Origin of the sequence: Devosia albogilva (genome assembly GCF_042685625.1) — a bacterium.
In the GTDB taxonomy this organism is placed as follows: domain Bacteria; phylum Pseudomonadota; class Alphaproteobacteria; order Rhizobiales; family Devosiaceae; genus Devosia; species Devosia albogilva.
Map to the genome: position 1 here is coordinate 547335 of NZ_JBHUNP010000001.1, position 16963 is coordinate 564297.

General features: G+C 65.0%; 15 protein-coding genes. 10 read left to right on the plus strand and 5 right to left on the minus strand.

Going from position 1 to position 16963, the window contains the following annotated elements; genetic code table 11:
* Positions 1-50: 50 nt before the first annotated feature.
* Together ettA and ACFSX5_RS02815 are read right to left on the minus strand one after the other, a co-directional pair.
* Complete coding sequence (gene ettA, locus ACFSX5_RS02810; protein WP_386831570.1) at positions 51-1706, minus strand: energy-dependent translational throttle protein EttA; 1656 nt, start codon at positions 1704-1706, stop codon at positions 51-53.
* A 310-nt stretch (positions 1707-2016) separates the two neighbouring features.
* On the minus strand, positions 2017-3114 hold the full coding sequence (locus tag ACFSX5_RS02815; RefSeq protein ID WP_386831572.1) for a methyl-accepting chemotaxis protein: 1098 nt from the start codon (positions 3112-3114) through the stop codon (positions 2017-2019).
* Between the two features lie 186 nt (positions 3115-3300).
* Here ACFSX5_RS02815 and ACFSX5_RS02820 point away from each other — a divergent pair, with 186 nt between their 5' ends.
* Complete coding sequence (locus ACFSX5_RS02820) at positions 3301-3822, plus strand: superoxide dismutase family protein (protein ID WP_386831573.1); 522 nt, start codon at positions 3301-3303, stop codon at positions 3820-3822.
* 266 nt (positions 3823-4088) lie between these two features.
* On the opposite strand, the gene ACFSX5_RS02825 is transcribed toward ACFSX5_RS02820, so the two are convergent.
* Together ACFSX5_RS02825 and ACFSX5_RS02830 are read right to left on the minus strand one after the other, a co-directional pair.
* Positions 4089-5000, minus strand: coding sequence for a response regulator (locus ACFSX5_RS02825; protein ID WP_386831575.1), 912 nt, complete (start codon positions 4998-5000; stop codon positions 4089-4091).
* Entirely contained in the window at positions 4987-8352 is a 3366-nt protein-coding gene (locus tag ACFSX5_RS02830; RefSeq protein ID WP_386831577.1) for a hybrid sensor histidine kinase/response regulator, read from the minus strand. The genes ACFSX5_RS02825 and ACFSX5_RS02830 overlap by 14 nt, the downstream gene beginning before the upstream one ends.
* Before the next feature lie 233 nt (positions 8353-8585).
* Between ACFSX5_RS02830 and urtA the strand changes: the two genes are divergently transcribed.
* The 5 genes from urtA to urtE all read left to right on the plus strand — a co-directional run bounded on the left by urtA (position 8586) and on the right by urtE (position 14518).
* Positions 8586-9884: an urea ABC transporter substrate-binding protein gene (gene urtA, locus ACFSX5_RS02835; RefSeq protein ID WP_386831578.1), complete on the plus strand. Its 1299-nt coding sequence runs from the start codon at positions 8586-8588 to the stop codon at positions 9882-9884.
* A 218-nt stretch (positions 9885-10102) separates the two neighbouring features.
* On the plus strand, positions 10103-11680 hold the full coding sequence (gene urtB / locus ACFSX5_RS02840; protein WP_386835562.1) for an urea ABC transporter permease subunit UrtB: 1578 nt from the start codon (positions 10103-10105) through the stop codon (positions 11678-11680).
* 175 nt (positions 11681-11855) lie between these two features.
* The gene (gene urtC / locus ACFSX5_RS02845) at positions 11856-13064 is read left to right on the plus strand and encodes an urea ABC transporter permease subunit UrtC (RefSeq protein ID WP_386831581.1); all 1209 of its coding nucleotides are present in this window, start codon (positions 11856-11858) and stop codon (positions 13062-13064) included.
* Between the two features lie 3 nt (positions 13065-13067).
* Positions 13068-13817 (plus strand): urea ABC transporter ATP-binding protein UrtD, encoded by a 750-nt coding sequence (gene urtD / locus ACFSX5_RS02850; protein WP_386831583.1) that lies wholly within the window; start codon positions 13068-13070, stop codon positions 13815-13817.
* Positions 13814-14518, plus strand: coding sequence for an urea ABC transporter ATP-binding subunit UrtE (gene urtE / locus ACFSX5_RS02855; RefSeq protein WP_386831585.1), 705 nt, complete (start codon positions 13814-13816; stop codon positions 14516-14518). The genes urtD and urtE overlap by 4 nt, the downstream gene beginning before the upstream one ends.
* Before the next feature lie 58 nt (positions 14519-14576).
* On the opposite strand, the gene ACFSX5_RS02860 is transcribed toward urtE, so the two are convergent.
* The gene (locus tag ACFSX5_RS02860) at positions 14577-14942 is read right to left on the minus strand and encodes a hypothetical protein (RefSeq protein WP_386831587.1); all 366 of its coding nucleotides are present in this window, start codon (positions 14940-14942) and stop codon (positions 14577-14579) included.
* Positions 14943-14999: 57 nt separating this feature from the next.
* On the opposite strand from ACFSX5_RS02860, the gene ACFSX5_RS02865 reads away from it, so the two are divergent.
* From ACFSX5_RS02865 to ACFSX5_RS02880, 4 genes are all read left to right on the plus strand, one after another.
* Positions 15000-15854 (plus strand): urease accessory protein UreD, encoded by an 855-nt coding sequence (locus tag ACFSX5_RS02865; protein WP_386831589.1) that lies wholly within the window; start codon positions 15000-15002, stop codon positions 15852-15854.
* An 11-nt stretch (positions 15855-15865) separates the two neighbouring features.
* Positions 15866-16168, plus strand: coding sequence for an urease subunit gamma (locus tag ACFSX5_RS02870; protein ID WP_386831591.1), 303 nt, complete (start codon positions 15866-15868; stop codon positions 16166-16168).
* A gap of 10 nt (positions 16169-16178) precedes the next feature.
* Positions 16179-16484: an urease subunit beta gene (locus ACFSX5_RS02875; RefSeq protein ID WP_386831592.1), complete on the plus strand. Its 306-nt coding sequence runs from the start codon at positions 16179-16181 to the stop codon at positions 16482-16484.
* A gap of 64 nt (positions 16485-16548) precedes the next feature.
* Positions 16549-16947, plus strand: a complete 399-nt coding sequence (locus tag ACFSX5_RS02880; protein ID WP_386831594.1) for a hypothetical protein — start codon at positions 16549-16551, stop codon at positions 16945-16947.
* Positions 16948-16963: the final 16 nt, after the last annotated feature.

A 16963-nucleotide genomic window follows, 5' to 3' on the forward strand; every position in this document is an offset into this window, starting at 1 on the left:
ACCTCCATGGTAGCTATACATGTATAGCAACCATGGAGAGTATTGAAGACCTACCGCTCCAGCGGCTTGTATGTCGCCCGCTTCGGGTTGACGGCGTCGGCACCCAGGCGGCGGACCTTGTCGGCTTCGTAGTCCTGGAAGTTGCCTTCGAACCATTCGACGTGCGAGTCGCCCTCGAAGGCCAGCATGTGGGTGGCGAGGCGGTCGAGGAACATGCGGTCGTGGCTGATGATCACGGCGCAGCCGGCGAATTCCTCCAGCGCCTCTTCGAGAGCGGCGAGGGTTTCGGTGTCGAGGTCGTTGGTGGGCTCGTCGAGCAGCAGCACGTTGGCGCCGGACTTCAGCATCTTGGCCAGGTGCACGCGGTTGCGCTGGCCGCCGGAGAGATTGCCGACCTTCTGCTGCTGGTCGCCGCCCTTGAAGTTGAAGGCGGAGGTGTAGGCACGCGAGTTCACTTCGCGCTTGCCGAGCAGGATCACCTCGTGGCCGCCGGAGATCTCCTCCCACACGGTCTTCTTGGGGTCGAGCGTGTCGCGGCTCTGGTCGACATAGCCAAGCTTGACGCTGTCGCCGACCTCGATGGTGCCCGAGTCCGGCGTTTCCTGGCCGGTCAGCATGCGGAACAGCGTGGTCTTGCCGGCGCCGTTCGGCCCGATGATGCCAACGATGCCGCCCGGGGGCAGCTTGAAGGTGAGATTGTCGATCAGGAGGCGGTCGCCATAGGACTTCGACAGCCCCTCGACATTGATGACGTTCTGGCCGAGCCGTTCGCCGGGCGGGATGATGATCTGGGCCGAGGTCGACTGGGTGCGGGCTTCGTTGATCTTGACCAGTTCGTCATAGGCGCGGATACGCGCCTTGCTCTTGGACTGGCGCGCCTGCGGGGACTGGCCGAGCCACTCCTTTTCGCGCTCCAGCACCTTGGCGCGGGCAGCGTCTTCCGACTGCTCCTGCGCAAAACGCTTGGCCTTGGCCGTGAGGTAGGCCGAGTAGTTGCCCTCGTAGGGAATGCCGCGGCCGCGGTCGAGCTCGAGGATCCAGCCGGTAACGTTGTCGAGGAAGTATCGGTCGTGGGTGATGATCAGCACCGCGCCGGGAAATTCGCGCAGGTGCCGTTCGAGCCAGGCCGTGGTTTCGGCATCGAGGTGGTTGGTCGGTTCGTCGAGCAGCAGCAGGTCGGGCTTCGACAGCAGCAGCGCGCACAGCGCCACGCGGCGGCGCTCGCCGCCCGACAGCTTGGTGACGTCGGCATCGCCCGGCGGGCAGCCGAGGGCTTCCATCGCCACTTCCACCTGGGACTCGAGGTCCCACAGGTTCTGCGCGTCGATCATGTCCTGGAGCTTGGTCGCCTCGTCGGCGGTCTCGTCGGAGTAGTTCATCATCAACTCGTTGTAGCGGTCGACGATGTCCTTCTTCTCCTTGACGCCCGTCATGACGTTGCCGAGCACGTTGAGGTTCGGATCGAGCTCCGGCTCCTGCGCCAGGTAGCCGACCTTGGCGCCCTCGGCCACCCAGGCCTCGCCGGTGAACTCGGTGTCGATACCGGCCATGATCTTGAGCAGCGTCGACTTGCCCGAGCCGTTGGGGCCGAGCACGCCGATCTTGGCGTCGGGGTAGAAGCTGAGGTTGATGTTATCCAGCACCTTCTTGCCGCCGGCATAGGCCTTGGACATTCCGTGCATGTGATAGATGAACTGGCGCGCCATAGGGCTGCTGACCTCTCGACGAAGGGTGGTTCGGCTGTTGGGCGCCTATGTAGGCGAAGCGCAGTGACTGGGCAACCGGTGGGGCCGGATGTCGCGGCGCGGGGCGCAGGTGGCCGCACATGTCGCCACAGTCACGGGCAGCCGTCTCAAGGGCACTACTCCACCCCAACCACCGGCTGCCCTCGGACCTGATCCGAGGGCCTCTCTCCACGTCAGCGGGCGTCGGGGATGGTCCTCGGGTCAAGCCCGAGGACAGACCGAACTTGTGGGGAGCGTTGCGCTCGACCTGACTCCCGGAAGGTGTCCCCTCTCAGCCCCGATCCAACCCCAGCGACTGGCGCAATACGTCGTCGCGCTCGGCTTTCTGCACGATCACGCCCCACCAGCCGAGCCCGTCATACTCCTGGTAGCCGAGGGTGCGGGCGAAGGCGACGACGTTGCCATTGCTGTCGAGATAGCTGCCGCGCGGCTCCCCCTCGTCCTCAAGGAGGAAACGGGCGAAGCGGCGCTGCGGATTGGTGGTGGCGATGATGCGGCGCTCGCCGTCGAGCAGCATCACCTCGGTGCGCTCGGCAATCTGCGGCGGCAGTGCCGCCTCGGTCTCGACGATGGACCGCCCCTGCGCCTGCCAGTCGAAATAGACCCCCAGGGCGCCGAGCGCGGCTCCGTCGGCCCGCCCACCGCTGCGCACTGCCGTCGAATAGACCAGTACCTCGCGCCCGTCGTGCTGGGCGCTCTCGACCACCTCGCCCACGGCATACTCGTCGCCACTCTTGAGCGCCACGGCCGATCGGAACCAGCTTTCGCGCCCGAGGTCGGCCCCGTGTAGCGCCTTGGCGTAGTGGGGGTTGGCGCTCGCCACCACCCGCCCGCGCGCATCGGTCAGCACCAGGTCCCAGTAGACGCTGTAGAAGCGGTTGATGGTGGCCAGGCGATCGGCTGCGAACGCCCGCAGTTGGGCGTCATCGGTTTCGAGCGCCTGCCAGAAGGCCGTGTCGGTTGCCCACCAGCGCACGTCGGCAGTGCGCTCGTACAAGTTGCGCACGATCAATTGCACCAGCGTCTGGGCGAGGTCGGTCAGCCGTGCGCCCTCCATCTCGTCGACCAGCGTCTCGGACATGGAGCGGCCGAGCGCGATACGGCCGAGCAGCACGTCCTGGAAGCGCGCCGCAATGTCGGCGGCGCTGTCGGCCAGCCGCTGCACCTCGTCGGCCACCACGGCGAAGCCCTTGCCCGCATCACCGGCCCGCGCTGCCTCGATGATGGCGTTGACGGCCAACAGCTTGGTCTGCTTGACGATCTGCTGATTGCCGACCGAATAGGTGTGAAGCTCACGGCCGATGCCGTCCATCACCACCCGCATTGCCCGCGGCGAGGCCGCCACTGCAGCCTTGGAAAAGTCGCCCATTCTCCCGTCCCCAGTGCCCCTGGTCGCTGAAGGATCGTGCTGCTTCAGGCGCAGCCTTCTGGTCTCGGATGTCCCCAGTCGCCGCAAGTCCTACCAAGCTTATGGTCAACATCGGGTAAACACTGCGAGTGCGGAACATCGTCGGTGATGGGGTCGTTCAAGCCACATTGAAACGGAGGATTGTCCATGCGCCACTTGCTTCTGATTTCCGCCGCCGCTTTGCTTGCCGCCCCGGTTGCCGCGCAGGAAGCGGCCGCCACCTTCATCGATGCCAACGGCGCCGAAGCCGGAATGGTGTCGCTGGTCCAGCAGGGCGACAGCGTCGCCATCACCGGCGAGGTCGCCGGCATCAGCCCGGGGCCGCACGGCATTCATTTCCACCAGACCGGCGATTGCGATGCGAGCAACGCCTTCGAGTCCGCCGGCAGCCACTTCAATCCGGCCGACCACCAGCATGGCCTAGAGAACCCCGATGGGCCGCATGCCGGCGACCTGCCCAACATCGAGGCCGGTGAAGACGGCACCGTCGCCATAGACCTGACCAGCGACCGGATTTCGCTTGTCGAGGGTGAGGAGGGCTATGTGTTCGATGAGGACGGCACCGCGCTCGTCATCCATGCCGGCGAAGACGACCAGGTCACCGATCCGTCCGGCAATTCCGGCGACCGCATCGCCTGCGCCGTCATCGAAGCGACGCCTGCTTCCTGATCCGAACCCTTGGCGACAGGGCGCCGCCTGCAGCGGCGCCCTTTTTGCCGACCGGCCAAACGCAAAGGGCGCGGAACCGGAGTTCCGCGCCCTCGCCGGAGACTCCACAAAGGAGCGTCAGCCTCTGCGGTAGTCAGCCGATCGAGAGGTGCCCGAGGGAGGGAGCTAGGCACCAATCGTCCACCACCACAGGGACGTGGCGGTTCAGCCCGTAAACGGAGGCCGTGGGCAAGAGTTCCGATTTGTGAACGGGAGCGATGATGGGCCTAAAGCTCGAACGGCGCCGCCATCGCCTGCACCGCCTTGATCGCCGCTGAAGCGCGATTTTCCACCCCGAGCTTGGCATAGACCTGTTCAAGGTGCTTGTTCACGGTGCGCGGGCTGAGCCCGAGGATATCGCCGATATCGCGGTTGGACTTGCCGCGCGAAATCCACACCAGCACCTCGCTTTCGCGCTGCGTGAGCCCGAACTGCTGACGCAGCGCCTCCTCATGCCCCGCCTCCGGCTGCCCGGCGAGGCGGAACAGATATTCGTCGCCACCTACGGTGCCGAGATAACTGAAGTGAAGACCGGCGCCGCCCGCAGCCACCTCGAAGCCTTCGCCCTGCCCGCCCGCTCGCCAAAGGGCAAAGCTGCGGCTCATCTCCGCCTCCACGCCCTCGCCGAACCCCGAGCGCTCCAACAGCCGGTTGGCCTGCGGCGTCGACCACAACACGGCGCCATCAGCCCCAAAGGCAATGAGATGCCGCCCCGCCGCATCAAGCGCGATGCGCGCACTCTGCGCCCGCCGCGCATTGGCAAGGTGCACGCGTATCCGCGCCCTGAGCTCGTCGACATTGATCGGCTTCGACAGATAGTCGACGCCCCCGCTTTCGAGCGCATGCACGATATGCTCGGTCTCGGTGAGCCCGGTCATGAAGATAACCGGCACATGGGTAAGTTGCGGCATGGCCTTGAGCCGCCGGCAGGTCTCGAACCCATCGAGCCCCGGCATCACCGCATCCATCAGCACCACGTCGGGCGCTACCCGCTGCGCAATGCCCAGCGCCGCCTCGCCGCTGCGCGCTACCAGCACCGTGACCCCCGCCTGCTCCAGCGCCGTAGTGAGAAACCCCAGCGCCTCCGGCGAGTCGTCGACGAGCAGGACGATGTCCTGATCCTGTTCAATCCGACTCATGGCCCACCCGCTCCAGCACCTCGGCATAGCCGTCGAAATCGAAGGCGTCGACATGCCGCCGCAGCGCCTCCACCAGCGGCAGGTTGTCGGGATCCGTCGCCAGCTCCGTCAGCTTCGCATCGATCCCCCGCACATGTCCGATCTGCCCGAGACTGGCGAGATCGCGCAAGTGCTCCGGACCCGGCGAGCGGATGCGGCCGGCGGCGACCGTTTCGGCAGCATCCTCCGCATAGTCCCACTCGATCCCCACCAGCGTACCGAGCTTGTCGAGCACCTGCTTGAGGTCGAAGGGCTTCGCCAGCGTGTCGGTGTGCCCCGCATCGCTGCTCTGGCCGGCGCCGTCGCCGATATTGGCCGACAGCATCACGATCGGCTGCGCCATACCCCGCTCGCGCAGCAGCTTCACCAAATCCCAGCCGCTCATCCCGGGCATGCGGATGTCGACAAAGAAGATGTCGGGCGCCACCAGATCCACCATCTCGAGGCAATTGGCTCCGTCCACTGCCGTCATCACCGTGAAGCCCAGTGGCGACAGCAGTTCGCGCATCAGGTCGCGATGCTCGGCATTGTCGTCGACCACCATCACCGTACGACGCGGCCCGCGATAGCCGGTGATCCGCCGTAGGTCGGCAGTATCGGCGCGCGGCCGCTCGACCTTGGCCAGCATCAGCCGGGCGGTGAAGCGCGTCCCCTGCCCCACAGTGCTGGTCACGGTGATTTCGCCGCCCAAGGTCTCGGTCAGCAGCTTGGTGATGGTCAGGCCCAGCCCCAGCCCCGGCGTGAACCGGTTCTTCTCCGCCTCGCCGCGTACGAACGGCTCGAAGATGTGCGGCAGGTCCTCTGCCGAAATACCGCTGCCGCTATCCTCGACAGTGAAGGTGGCGACCTGCATGCGGTATCCGACATCGAAGCGCACATGGCCGCTAGCGGTGAACTTGATTGCGTTGGACAGCAGGTTCACCAGAATCTGCCGCAAGCGCTTTTCGTCGGTCCGCACGAAGCGCGGCAGCGCCTCGGCGCGGGAGTGACGGAATTCCAGCCCTTTGGCTGCCGCCTGCAGGCGGAACATGTCGACGATCTGGTCGAGGAAGTCCTGGATGTTGATCTCGTTGGAATAGACGTGCAGCCGTCCCGCCTCGATTTTGGAGATGTCGAGCAGCCCGTCGATCAGCCCCGACAGGTGCTCGGCGCTGCGGCGGATCACCTGCACCGAACTGCGCCGGTTCTCCGGCAGGCTCGCATCGCGCTCGAGGATCTGCGCATAGCCCATGACCGCGTTGAGCGGCGTCCGCAACTCGTGGCTCAGCCCCACCACATAGCGGGACTTGGCGTGGTTGGCCGCCTCCGCCTTCTCCTTGGCCCTCTGCAGTTCCGCATCGGTCTTCCCATGCGCCTCGATCTCCTTGAGCAGCAGCGTGTTCTGCCGCGAGCTCTCCTCCTCGGCCACCTTGCGGCTGTCATTGGCCAGCACCAGGAACCAGGTGATGATCCCCGCCGTCACCGCGAACACGAAGAACACCACCGCCAGCGTGCCGCCGACCACGTCACTTGTCTCGGGGGCCGAGCCGATGGCGAAGCTGTAGATCAGCGCCAGCGTGGCGCCGAGAAACGCCACCGCCACCGCCATGGCGATGCCATAGCGCCCGAGCCGCGTTTGCAGCTTCGCCACCGCCCAGTCCGGCAACAGCGTTGCCGCCACCGCGTGCGTCTGCGCCCGGAAATGCGCCTTGGGTTTGCACATGTCGTGGCAGCGCGCATCGAGCGAGCAGCACAGCGAACAGATCGGCGCCGCATAGGCCGGGCACCAGGCCATGTCCTCCGGCTCGAACGGGTGCTCGCAGATCGAGCAGGTCACCGTCGGCAGCGACTGCCAGGCCCGGCGCGGCTTGCGCGCGAGGTAGTACCGGCCCTTGGTGGCCCAGGCGATCGTCGGCGAAGCAATGAAGCACACCACCAGCGCGATATAGGGCGAGAGCGCCGCCGCCATCTCCCCGAATGCACCGAAATGCGCCACCAGCGCGATCGTGGTCGCCAGCAGCATCGAGCCCACCCCGACCGGATTGATGTCATAGAGATGCGCCCGCTTGAACTCGATGCCGGGCGGCGCCAGCCCCAGCGGCTTGTTGACGAACAGATCCGCCGAGATCGAGCACAACCAGCTCATGGCGATGATCGAGAAGATGCCGAGCGTCTCCTCCAGCAGCCGGTAGATGCCGAGCTCCATCAGCAACAGCGCGATGGCGACGTTGAACAGCAGCCACACCACCCGGCCGGGATGGCTGTGGGTCAGGCGCGAAAAGAAGTTCGACCAGGCCAGCGAGCCGGCATAGGCGTTCATGACGTTGATCTTGAGCTGGCTGACGACGACGAACACCGCCATCAGCATCAGCGCCACGAATTCGTTCGGGATCATGTAGCCGAAGGCCACGGCATACATGTAGCCGGGTTCGGAGGCATGCTCCGGCGATACGCCGGAGGACAGCGCGAGAAAGGCGAGGAAGGAACCGGCCAGGAGCTTGGGTGCGCCGACCACCACCCAACCTGCTCCTGCCAGGAAGATGCCCAGCCGGTGCCGCCATTTGCTGGCGCCGCTCGCCGGCAGAAAGCGCAGGAAATCCACCTGTTCGCCGATCTGCGTCATCAATGCCAGGATCACTGCCGACGCCGCGCCGAAGGCCGCCACGTCGAACGGCGCGATTGTCCCCGCCGCGCCCGTCGGCGCCCCGACGCCGCCGAAGGCCCGCCACAGGTCGAACTTCTCCCAGTCCATCAGGGCGATGAAGAAGAACGGCAGGATATTGAGCACGATCCAGACGGGCTGTGTCAGCAACTGGAAACGGCTGATCATGCGGATGCCGTGCGTCACCAGCGGGATCACCACCAGCGCCGAAATGATGTGCCCGATCCACAGCGGTATGCCGAACGCCAGTTGCAGCGCACTCGACATGATCGAAGCTTCGATGGCGAACAGGATGAACGTGAAGCTCGCATAGATCAGCGAGGTGATGGTCGAGCCGATATAGCCGAAGCTCGCGCCGCGGGTGAGCAGGTCGACGTCCACGCCATGCCGGGTGGCGTAGCGCGCAATCGGCAGGCCGACGAGCAGGATGGCGATCGACGCGACCACGATCGCGATCATCGCATTGGTGGTGCCGTAGCTCAGCGTAATGGCGCCACCGATCGCCTCGAGCGCCAGGAAGGAAATGGCGCCGATGGCAGTCTGCGAGATGCGGTCGTTGGAGAAGCGCCGCGCCGACTTGGCGGTGAATCGGAGTGCGTAGTCTTCCAGCGTCTCGTTGGCGACCCAGCGATTGTATTCACGCCTGATGGGGATGATCCGTTGCCGCGCCATCGTCTAGTTCTTGGTCATCCTGCGGTCGTGCACAAAAATTCGCCAAGGCCGTTCTAGCACGCCGGGCGCGGGATTCACGCGGTTTTTGCACCGAAGTGCGCTTACGCCAGCGGTTGTGCGCGCCCCTGTTACGTCAATCGACGTATAGGGCTCCCCGGAGAAATCGTCCCACAGTCCCCCATAGACGCCTCCCTGGTGTCTTGGGGCTCAAACAGTCTTTTGGGGACGAACTCATGAACACACTCGGCGCAAAAAGCGCTCTTCTAGCTGCCGCGCTTGCCGGCAGCCTTGCCGCAACCCCGGTCATGGCGCAGGACGACACCATCAAGGTGGGCATCCTGCATTCCCTGTCGGGCACCATGGCCATCTCCGAAACCACGCTCAAGGACACCATGCTGTTCCTGATCGAGCAGCAGAACGCCAAGGGCGGCGTGCTCGGCAAGCAGCTCGAGCCGGTGGTGGTCGACATTGCTTCGGACTGGCCACTGGCCGCCGAACTCGCCCGTCAGTTGATCGAAGTCGATGATGTTGACGTGGTCTTCGGCTGCTGGACCTCGGTGTGCCGCAAGTCGGTGCTGCCGGTGTTCGAGGAACTGAACTCGCTGCTGTTCTACCCCGTCCAGTACGAGGGCGAGGAATCCCAGCGCAACGTGTTCTACACCGGCGCCTCCCCGAACCAGCAGGCCATCCCGGCCGTCGACTACCTGATGAACGAGGAAGGCGTCGAACGCTGGGTGCTCGCCGGCACCGACTATGTCTACCCGCAGACCACCAACAAGATTCTCGAGCAGTACCTGCTCGACAAGGGCGTGGCCTCCGAAGACATCATGATCAACTACACGCCGTTCGGTCATTCCGACTGGCAGACCATCGTCTCCGACATCAAGGCCTTCGGCTCCGAGGGCAAGAAGACCGCCGTGGTCTCCACCATCAACGGCGACGCCAACGTGCCGTTCTACCGGGAACTCGGCAACCAGGGCATCGCCGCCGAGGACATCCCGGTCGTCGCCTTCTCCGTCGGCGAGGAAGAACTCTCCGGCTTCGACACCACCCCGCTGGTCGGCCATCTTGCCGCCTGGAACTACTTCATGTCGGTCGAGACCCCCGAGAACGCCGAGTTCATTGAGGCCTGGCACGACTTCATCGGCTCGGAAGACCGCGTCACCAACGACCCGATGGAAGCCCACTACATCGGCTTCAACCTCTGGGTGAAAGCCGTGGAAGCCGCCGGCTCCACCGAAGCCGACGCCGTGATCGACTCCATCGTCGGCCTCGAAACCCCGAACCTGACCGGTGGCGTCGCCGAGATGCTCCCGAACCACCACGTCACCAAGCCGGTGCTGATCGGTGAAATCCAGGACGACGGCCAGTTCTTCGTGGTCTGGGAAACCGAAGACCTCGTCCCCGGCGATGCCTGGTCCGACTTCCTCCCCGAGAGCGCCATGCTCGAAGCCGATTGGACCGCCCCGATCAGCTGCGGCAACTACAACACCGAAACCAAGACCTGCGGCAGCGCCGTAGCCTCGAACTAGGACACCCCGTCAGTGTGAGGCACAGCCTCTGCCTCTCACGCGATACGGCCCCCTCCCCCTTGAGGGGAGGGATGGGGTGGGGTGTCGTGGCCCTCGCGAACTCAGCGCCGGTGGGTGGCACGACACCCCCACCCCCAACCCCTCCCCTCAAGGGGGAGGGGAGCCCCATCGAGCAACCAAGGACCCGACCCACCATGCTGACTCTCCTCCGCACGATCATGGTGGCGCTGCTCCTCTTCTTCGCTCCTGCAGCACACGCCGAAGACACTGACGTCGCAGCCGAAATCGCCGCCATGGGCGACGCCAACCTCCGCGAACTCACCGCTATCGTCGAAACCCTGGCGGCCAGCGGCGACCCAGTTGTCGTGCCGACCCTTGAAGCACTCGCCGGTGGCGACCTCTATTTCGATGAGGCCAGCGGCACCGTCGCTATCAAGCGGGGTCGCGACTGGCTCGATCCCCTCGCCGGCACCGAACTGGCTGTTCCCGAGGACGCCGACTTCTCCAAGATCCGGGTCAACAACGGCCTCCGCCGCGACATCGCCGCCGCCCTCTCCGGCATGACGCTGATGAGCGACAACCCCGCGACCCGCCTCAGCGCCGCCCAGTCCTTCCTCGCCAATCCCGACCCCGCCAACCTGCCCCTGCTCGACGAGGCCATCGCTGCCGAAACCGACACCAACGTGCTGAGCGCCATACAGGCTGCTCGCGCCGTGATCATGTTGAGGGATGCTGAAGCCAGTCTGGAGGACCGTCAGGCAGCAGTTCCCGTTTTGGCCAGGAACGCCGGCCGCTCTGCCATCACCATCCTCACCGCCTCCCTCGCCGAAGCACCGCCGGAACTGCAGGCCACCATCCAGTCCGCCATTGCCGGCCTCGAGCAGGAACGGGCTGTCTGGGCGGCGCTGCAGAACGTCTGGTTCGGCCTCTCGCTCGGCTCGGTCCTGCTGCTCGCCGCCATAGGCCTCGCCATTACCTTCGGCGTGATGGGCGTCATCAACATGGCCCACGGCGAAATGGTCATGCTGGGCGCCTACACCACCGTGGTCGTTCAGCTCTTCATCCGCCAGAACTTTCCCGGCCTCCTCGACTACTCGCTGCTGATCGCCCTGCCCTCGGCGTTCCTCTTCACCGGCGCCATCGGCATCGCCATCGAGCGCGGCGTCATCCGCTGGCTCTACGGGCGCCCGCTCGAAACCCTGCTCGCCACCTGGGGCCTGTCGCTGATCCTTCAGCAGAGCGTCCGGTCGATCTTCGGTCCGACCAACCAGATGGTGATCGCCCCCACCTGGATGTCCGGCTCCACCGAGTTCTTCGGCCTCGCCATCACCTACAGCCGCTTCTGGATCGTCATCTTCGCGCTGATCGTCTTCTTCATGCTGCTGCTGGTGCTGAACCGCACGCCGCTCGGACTGCAGATGCGGGCGGTGACGCAGAACCGACGTATGGCCTCTGCCATGGGCATCCGCACCCCCTTCGTCGACGCCATGACCTTCGGCCTCGGCTCCGGCATCGCCGGACTTGCGGGCGTCGCCCTCACCCAGATCGACAACATCTCGCCCAACCTCGGGCAGAACTACATCATCGACTCCTTCATGGTCGTGGTCTTCGGGGGCGTCGGCAATCTCTGGGGCACCCTGGTCGGCGCCCTCACCCTCGGCGTCGCCAACAAGTTCCTCGAGCCCTATGCCGGAGCCGTTCTCGGCAAGATCCTCATCCTCGTCCTCATCATCCTCTTCATCCAGCGCCGCCCGCGCGGCCTCTTCGCCCTCAAGGGCCGGGCGGTGGAACAGTGATGGTGCTTAATAACCTGATTGACGGTGCTTTCGCCTCCCTCCCCCCTGAGGGGAGGGATCGAGGGTGGGGGTGCAGATGCTCGCATCACCCCCGAGCCCATGACGACATCCGCACCCCCGCCCCCAGCCCCTCCCCTCAAGAGCGAGCGAAGCTTGACCTGCGGAGTACCACCCCATGCTGACCCAAGCGCTGTTCCGCGCCCTCGACCGCAAGGCCAGCTGGCTCGTCGGCATCTTCCTTGCCATCGCCGTCCTCGTGCCCTTGGCCAACCTGCTGATCCCGCCCGGACAGTTCGGTCACGTCCCGACCTACCTTGTCTCGCTGATGGGCAAGTATCTCAGCTACGCCATCCTCGCCCTCGCGCTCGACCTGGTCTGGGGCTATTGCGGCATTCTCTCGCTCGGCCATGGCGCCTTCTTCGCCCTCGGCGGCTACGCCATGGGCATGTACCTGATGCGCCAGATCGGCACCCGCGGCGTCTACGGCAATCCGACCCTTCCCGACTTCATGGTCTTCCTCAACTGGAAGGAACTGCCCTGGTACTGGCAGGGCTTCGACAGCTTCTGGTTCGCCATGCTCATGGTGGTGTTGGTCCCCGGTCTGCTGGCGTTCATCTTCGGTTATTTTGCGTTCAGGAGTCGGGTCACCGGCGTTTATCTTTCGATCATGACGCAGGCGATGACCTTCGCCCTGCTGCTGGCCTTCTTCCGCAACGACATGGGCTTTGGCGGCAATAACGGCCTGACGGACTTCAAGGAAATCCTCGGCGCCTCGGTCCAGGCCCAGACTACCCGCGCCGCCCTGTTCGCCGCCACCTCCATTGCTCTGGCGCTGTCGGTGCTCGTCTGCTCGCTAATCGTCAATTCCAAGCTCGGCAAGGTGATGATCGCCGTTCGCGACGCCGAGAGCCGTACCCGCTTTCTCGGCTACCGCGTCGAGTACGTGAAGCTCTTCGCCTTCACCGTCTCCGCCATCATGGCGGGCATCGCCGGCGCCCTCTACGTGCCGCAGGTCGGCATCATCAATCCCGGCGAGTTCGAGCCCGGCAACTCGATCGAAGTGGTGATCTGGACTGCTGTCGGCGGCCGGGGCACCCTGATCGGCCCCATCATCGGCGCTATCGTGGTCAACATGGGCAAGTCCTGGTTCACCAGCGCCTTCCCCGAATTCTGGCTCTTCGCCCTCGGCGCGCTGTTCGTGTTCGTCACCCTGTTCCTGCCCAAGGGCATCGTGGGGCTGTGGGCGCAACTCCGTAACTCGAGCGCCCGCCGCCAGGCCACCAGCACCCAGCCCCCGCTGCCAACGCCACAGCAGGATCGTGCCGCCGAGCGCGGCGAAGAGCCCGCGACCTTCAGCGGCGCTCAGCCTAAACCCGCGGAGTAAGCAATGCAGACCGCCCAGGACACCATGCTCTATCTCGACGGCGTCTCCGTTGCCTTCGACGGCTTCAAGGCGATCAACAACCTATCGATCATCGTCCACCCGGCCGAGATGCTGGCGATCATCGGTCCCAACGGCGCCGGCAAGACCACGATGATGGACATCATCACCGGCAAGACCCGGCCCGACGCCGGCGAAGTCATGTTCGACGGCCGCACCGATCTAACCAAGCTCGACGAGGCGGCGATTGCTAACCTCGGCATCGGCCGCAAGTTCCAGAAGCCCACGGTGTTCGAGAGCCACACTGTCTGGGATAATCTGGAACTGGCCCTCCGAAAGCCCCGAACCATCTTTCACACCCTGTTCTACACGCCGAGCAGCGAGAACACCGACCGCATCACCGAGATCCTCGGAACCGTGCGGCTCCTTCACCGCAAGGGCGATCTCGCCGCCGACCTCAGCCACGGCCAGAAGCAGTGGCTCGAGATCGGCATGCTGCTCGCCCAAGACCCCAAGCTCCTTCTGGTCGATGAACCGGTCGCCGGCATGACCGACAGCGAGACCGAGGAAACCGCCAAGCTCCTCCGCAACATCGCGCAGACCCGTTCCGTGGTGGTGGTCGAGCACGACATGAGCTTCGTCCGCGAACTCGGCTCGCGTGTCGTCTGCCTCGCTGAAGGTTCCGTCCTTGCCGAGGGCACGCTGGAACAGGTCAGTGCCAACCCCGTGGTGATCGAAAGGTATCTCGGACGATGAGTACGGCCCTCTCCATCAACGCCATCGACCTGCATTACGGCGCCGCCCAGGCGCTACGCGAGGTCAGCATCACCTGCCACCCCGGCCGCATCACTGCCGTGCTCGGCCGCAACGGCGTCGGCAAGTCGTCCACCCTGCGCGCCATCACCGGCGTCAATCACATCAGCGCCGGCGATATCGCCTTCGGCGACGCGGTGCTTCGCAAAGCGCCGCCCTACAAGCGCGCCCGCATGGGCATCGGCTACGTGCCGCAGGGTCGCGAGATCTTCCCCCTGCTGACCGTGAAGGAAAACCTCGAAACGGGCTATGCCGGCTTACCGCGGGGCGAGCGCAACATCCCGCCCTACATCTTCGAACTGTTTCCGGTGCTGAAATCAATGCTCGGCCGCCGCGGCGGCGACCTGTCCGGCGGACAGCAGCAGCAACTCGCCATTGGCCGCGCCTTGGTGACCCGCCCCAAGGTTCTGGTGCTGGATGAACCGACCGAAGGCATCCAGCCCTCGATCATCAGGGACATCGGCCCGGCGCTGCAGTTCCTGCGGGACGAGAAGGGCATGACCATCCTCTTAGTCGAACAATTCCTCGATTTCTGCCGGGAGATCGCCGACGACATCTATGTCATGGACCGCGGCGAAATCCGCCATGCTGGCCCGGCGAGCGACCTCGACCTGCCGGAGGTGCGGCGCCATCTCATGGTCTAGACAAACAAATGCCCGGCACGATGGCCGGGCACCTGCAGCTCTATGGGAGAGCCAGAGATTAGTTGGTGGTGGTGGTGGTAGCTTCGCCTTCCATCACCAGGCCAGCGTCGACGCAGTTCTCGAGAGTGATCTGGCCGAGATCCAGCGTGGGCTCGTCATTGCCGTTGTCGGCGTTGGCGTCGACGTCGGTGGTTTGGGAAGTGTCACCGCTCGAGTCAGTTTCGGTCTCGGTCACATCGATCGAGCCGGCAGTCGGCGAGTCGGCGTCCATACCCGTGGCGAGCTGGTCGCAATAGGCCTGCACGCGCGGCAGGTCGACATCGGTGACGTTCTGAGCACCGACCATGGTGTCAGCGTGGGCAACACCGGCGAAACCGAGGGAAGCAGCCAGGGCGGCGGCGGAAACAACAGATTTGAAACGCATTTTTCTCAACCCTTGTAATATCATGGTCATTAGAGCGTTTGCTCGCGGGGTGAACGCATGAGCGAACCAAGAGTTGCTGGCCGGGAGCGGGCAGACAGCCGCGTTTTGCTGCAACGTGCCCGCGGCTCGGGCAGTCTTTCTACCCAGCAGCGCAGTGAGACCACGCGCATCCTGAATCTCTACCAGGAAGGCTGCGCCAAGATCCGACTGCCCAATACTCATGGCCACGCGCTCGAGGCCGTTCTGATCAACACCGCCGGTGGGCTGACAGGTGGCGATGTTCTTGACTGGTCGGTGGATATTGCAGCTGCCGGCAACGCAGTGCTCACCACCCAGGCCTGCGAACGCATCTACCGCTCCATCGGTGGCGATGCGCAGGTCACCACTACCCTGCGCATCGGAGCCAGCGCACACCTGGACTGGCTGCCGCAGGAAACCATTCTGTTTGCCGGCAGCCGACTCGACCGCCGCATCGAGATCGACCTCGCTGCCGGCGCTTCCCTCACCGCTGTGGAAGCCATCCTGCTCGGTCGCGACGCCATGGGCGAGACCGCCATGGATGCGGTGCTCAAGGACAACTGGCGTATTCGGCGCGAGGGTCGGCTGATCCATGCCGACGCTACCCGGCTCGGCGGCTCGATCAGCGAACGCAACGGCCCGTCCTTGCTCGCCGGCCATCGAGCTCTCGCGACCATGGTGCACATCGCGCTCGACGCCGATGCCGCCGCCCGCCGCTGCCGATCGGTGCGGGAACTGCTGCCCGCCGGGCAGCCCATCGCCGCCAGCGCGATCGGCGAGCGCCTCGTCATCCGCGCCCTTGCCCACTCCGGACTTGCCTTGCGCCGGATGATCGTTCCAATTCTGGACCACCTCAGCGGTGCGGACGCCCTGCCCCGCATGTGGCACCTATAGGATACCTGCCAATGAACCTGACTCCTCGGGAAAAAGACAAGCTGCTGATCTCCATGGCCGCCATGGTCGCGCGCCGGCGGCTGGAGCGCGGCGTCAAGCTCAACCATCCCGAAGCCATCGCCCTCATCACCGATTTCGTCGTCGAAGGCGCGCGCGACGGCCGCCCGGTCGCCGAACTGATGGAGGCCGGTGCCCATGTGGTCAGCCGCGAGCAGGTGATGGAAGGCGTCGCCGAGATGATCCATGACGTGCAGGTAGAAGCCACCTTTCCCGACGGCACCAAGCTCGTGACCGTCCACGAACCGATCCGCTGAGGTGCTGAAAATGATCCCAGGCGAAGTGCTGCCCGCCGCGGGCGACATCGAACTCAATGCTGGCGCCGAGGTGCTGACGCTGGAGGTGGCGAACACCGGCGACCGCCCCATTCAGGTCGGCTCGCACTACCACTTCTTCGAGACCAACCCGGGCCTTCGGTTCGACCGGGAACGCACCCGCGGCATGCGGCTCGATATAGCCGCCGGAACGGCGGTGCGGTTCGAGCCCGGCCAGACCCGCGAGGTACGGCTGATCCCGATCGCCGGTGAGCGCGCCATCTATGGCTTCCGCCAGCAGGTCATGGGCAAGCTCTAGCGGTTCCGGGTAGCGTCCCCGCTGTGATCATGCTCTAAGCGCGCCGTTTGCAGCGGAGTGCCTCATGTCCAAGGAAGCCGAGTTCAAGTCCCGTTTCTTCGCCGTCCTCAAGGACCTGCAGGAGACCGGCTCCAAGGATGGGCCAGCGATGTGGCTGATGGGAAGCTTGGCCTCCGATCTCTCGGACAATCTCAAGCAGCCCACCTGGAGTGCGGCCAAGTCGGTCATCGACCGCCAAACCTATGATCTGCTGCTCACCACCTTCCGTGACCAGGGCAACGAGCATCATCGCGAAGGCCGCGACCAGCACGCCTATGCCATTCAGGTGCTCACCTTCTCCCTGATCGCCCTCACTCAAAGGGCAGACGAGCAGGTGGCCGAGGGCGAAGAGCTGCTGGACACCTTGATCGATGCCGCAGTCACCGCCTATCGCCGCAACCGCACCACCCCGCCAGCGAACTGACGCGCATCGTTAGCTC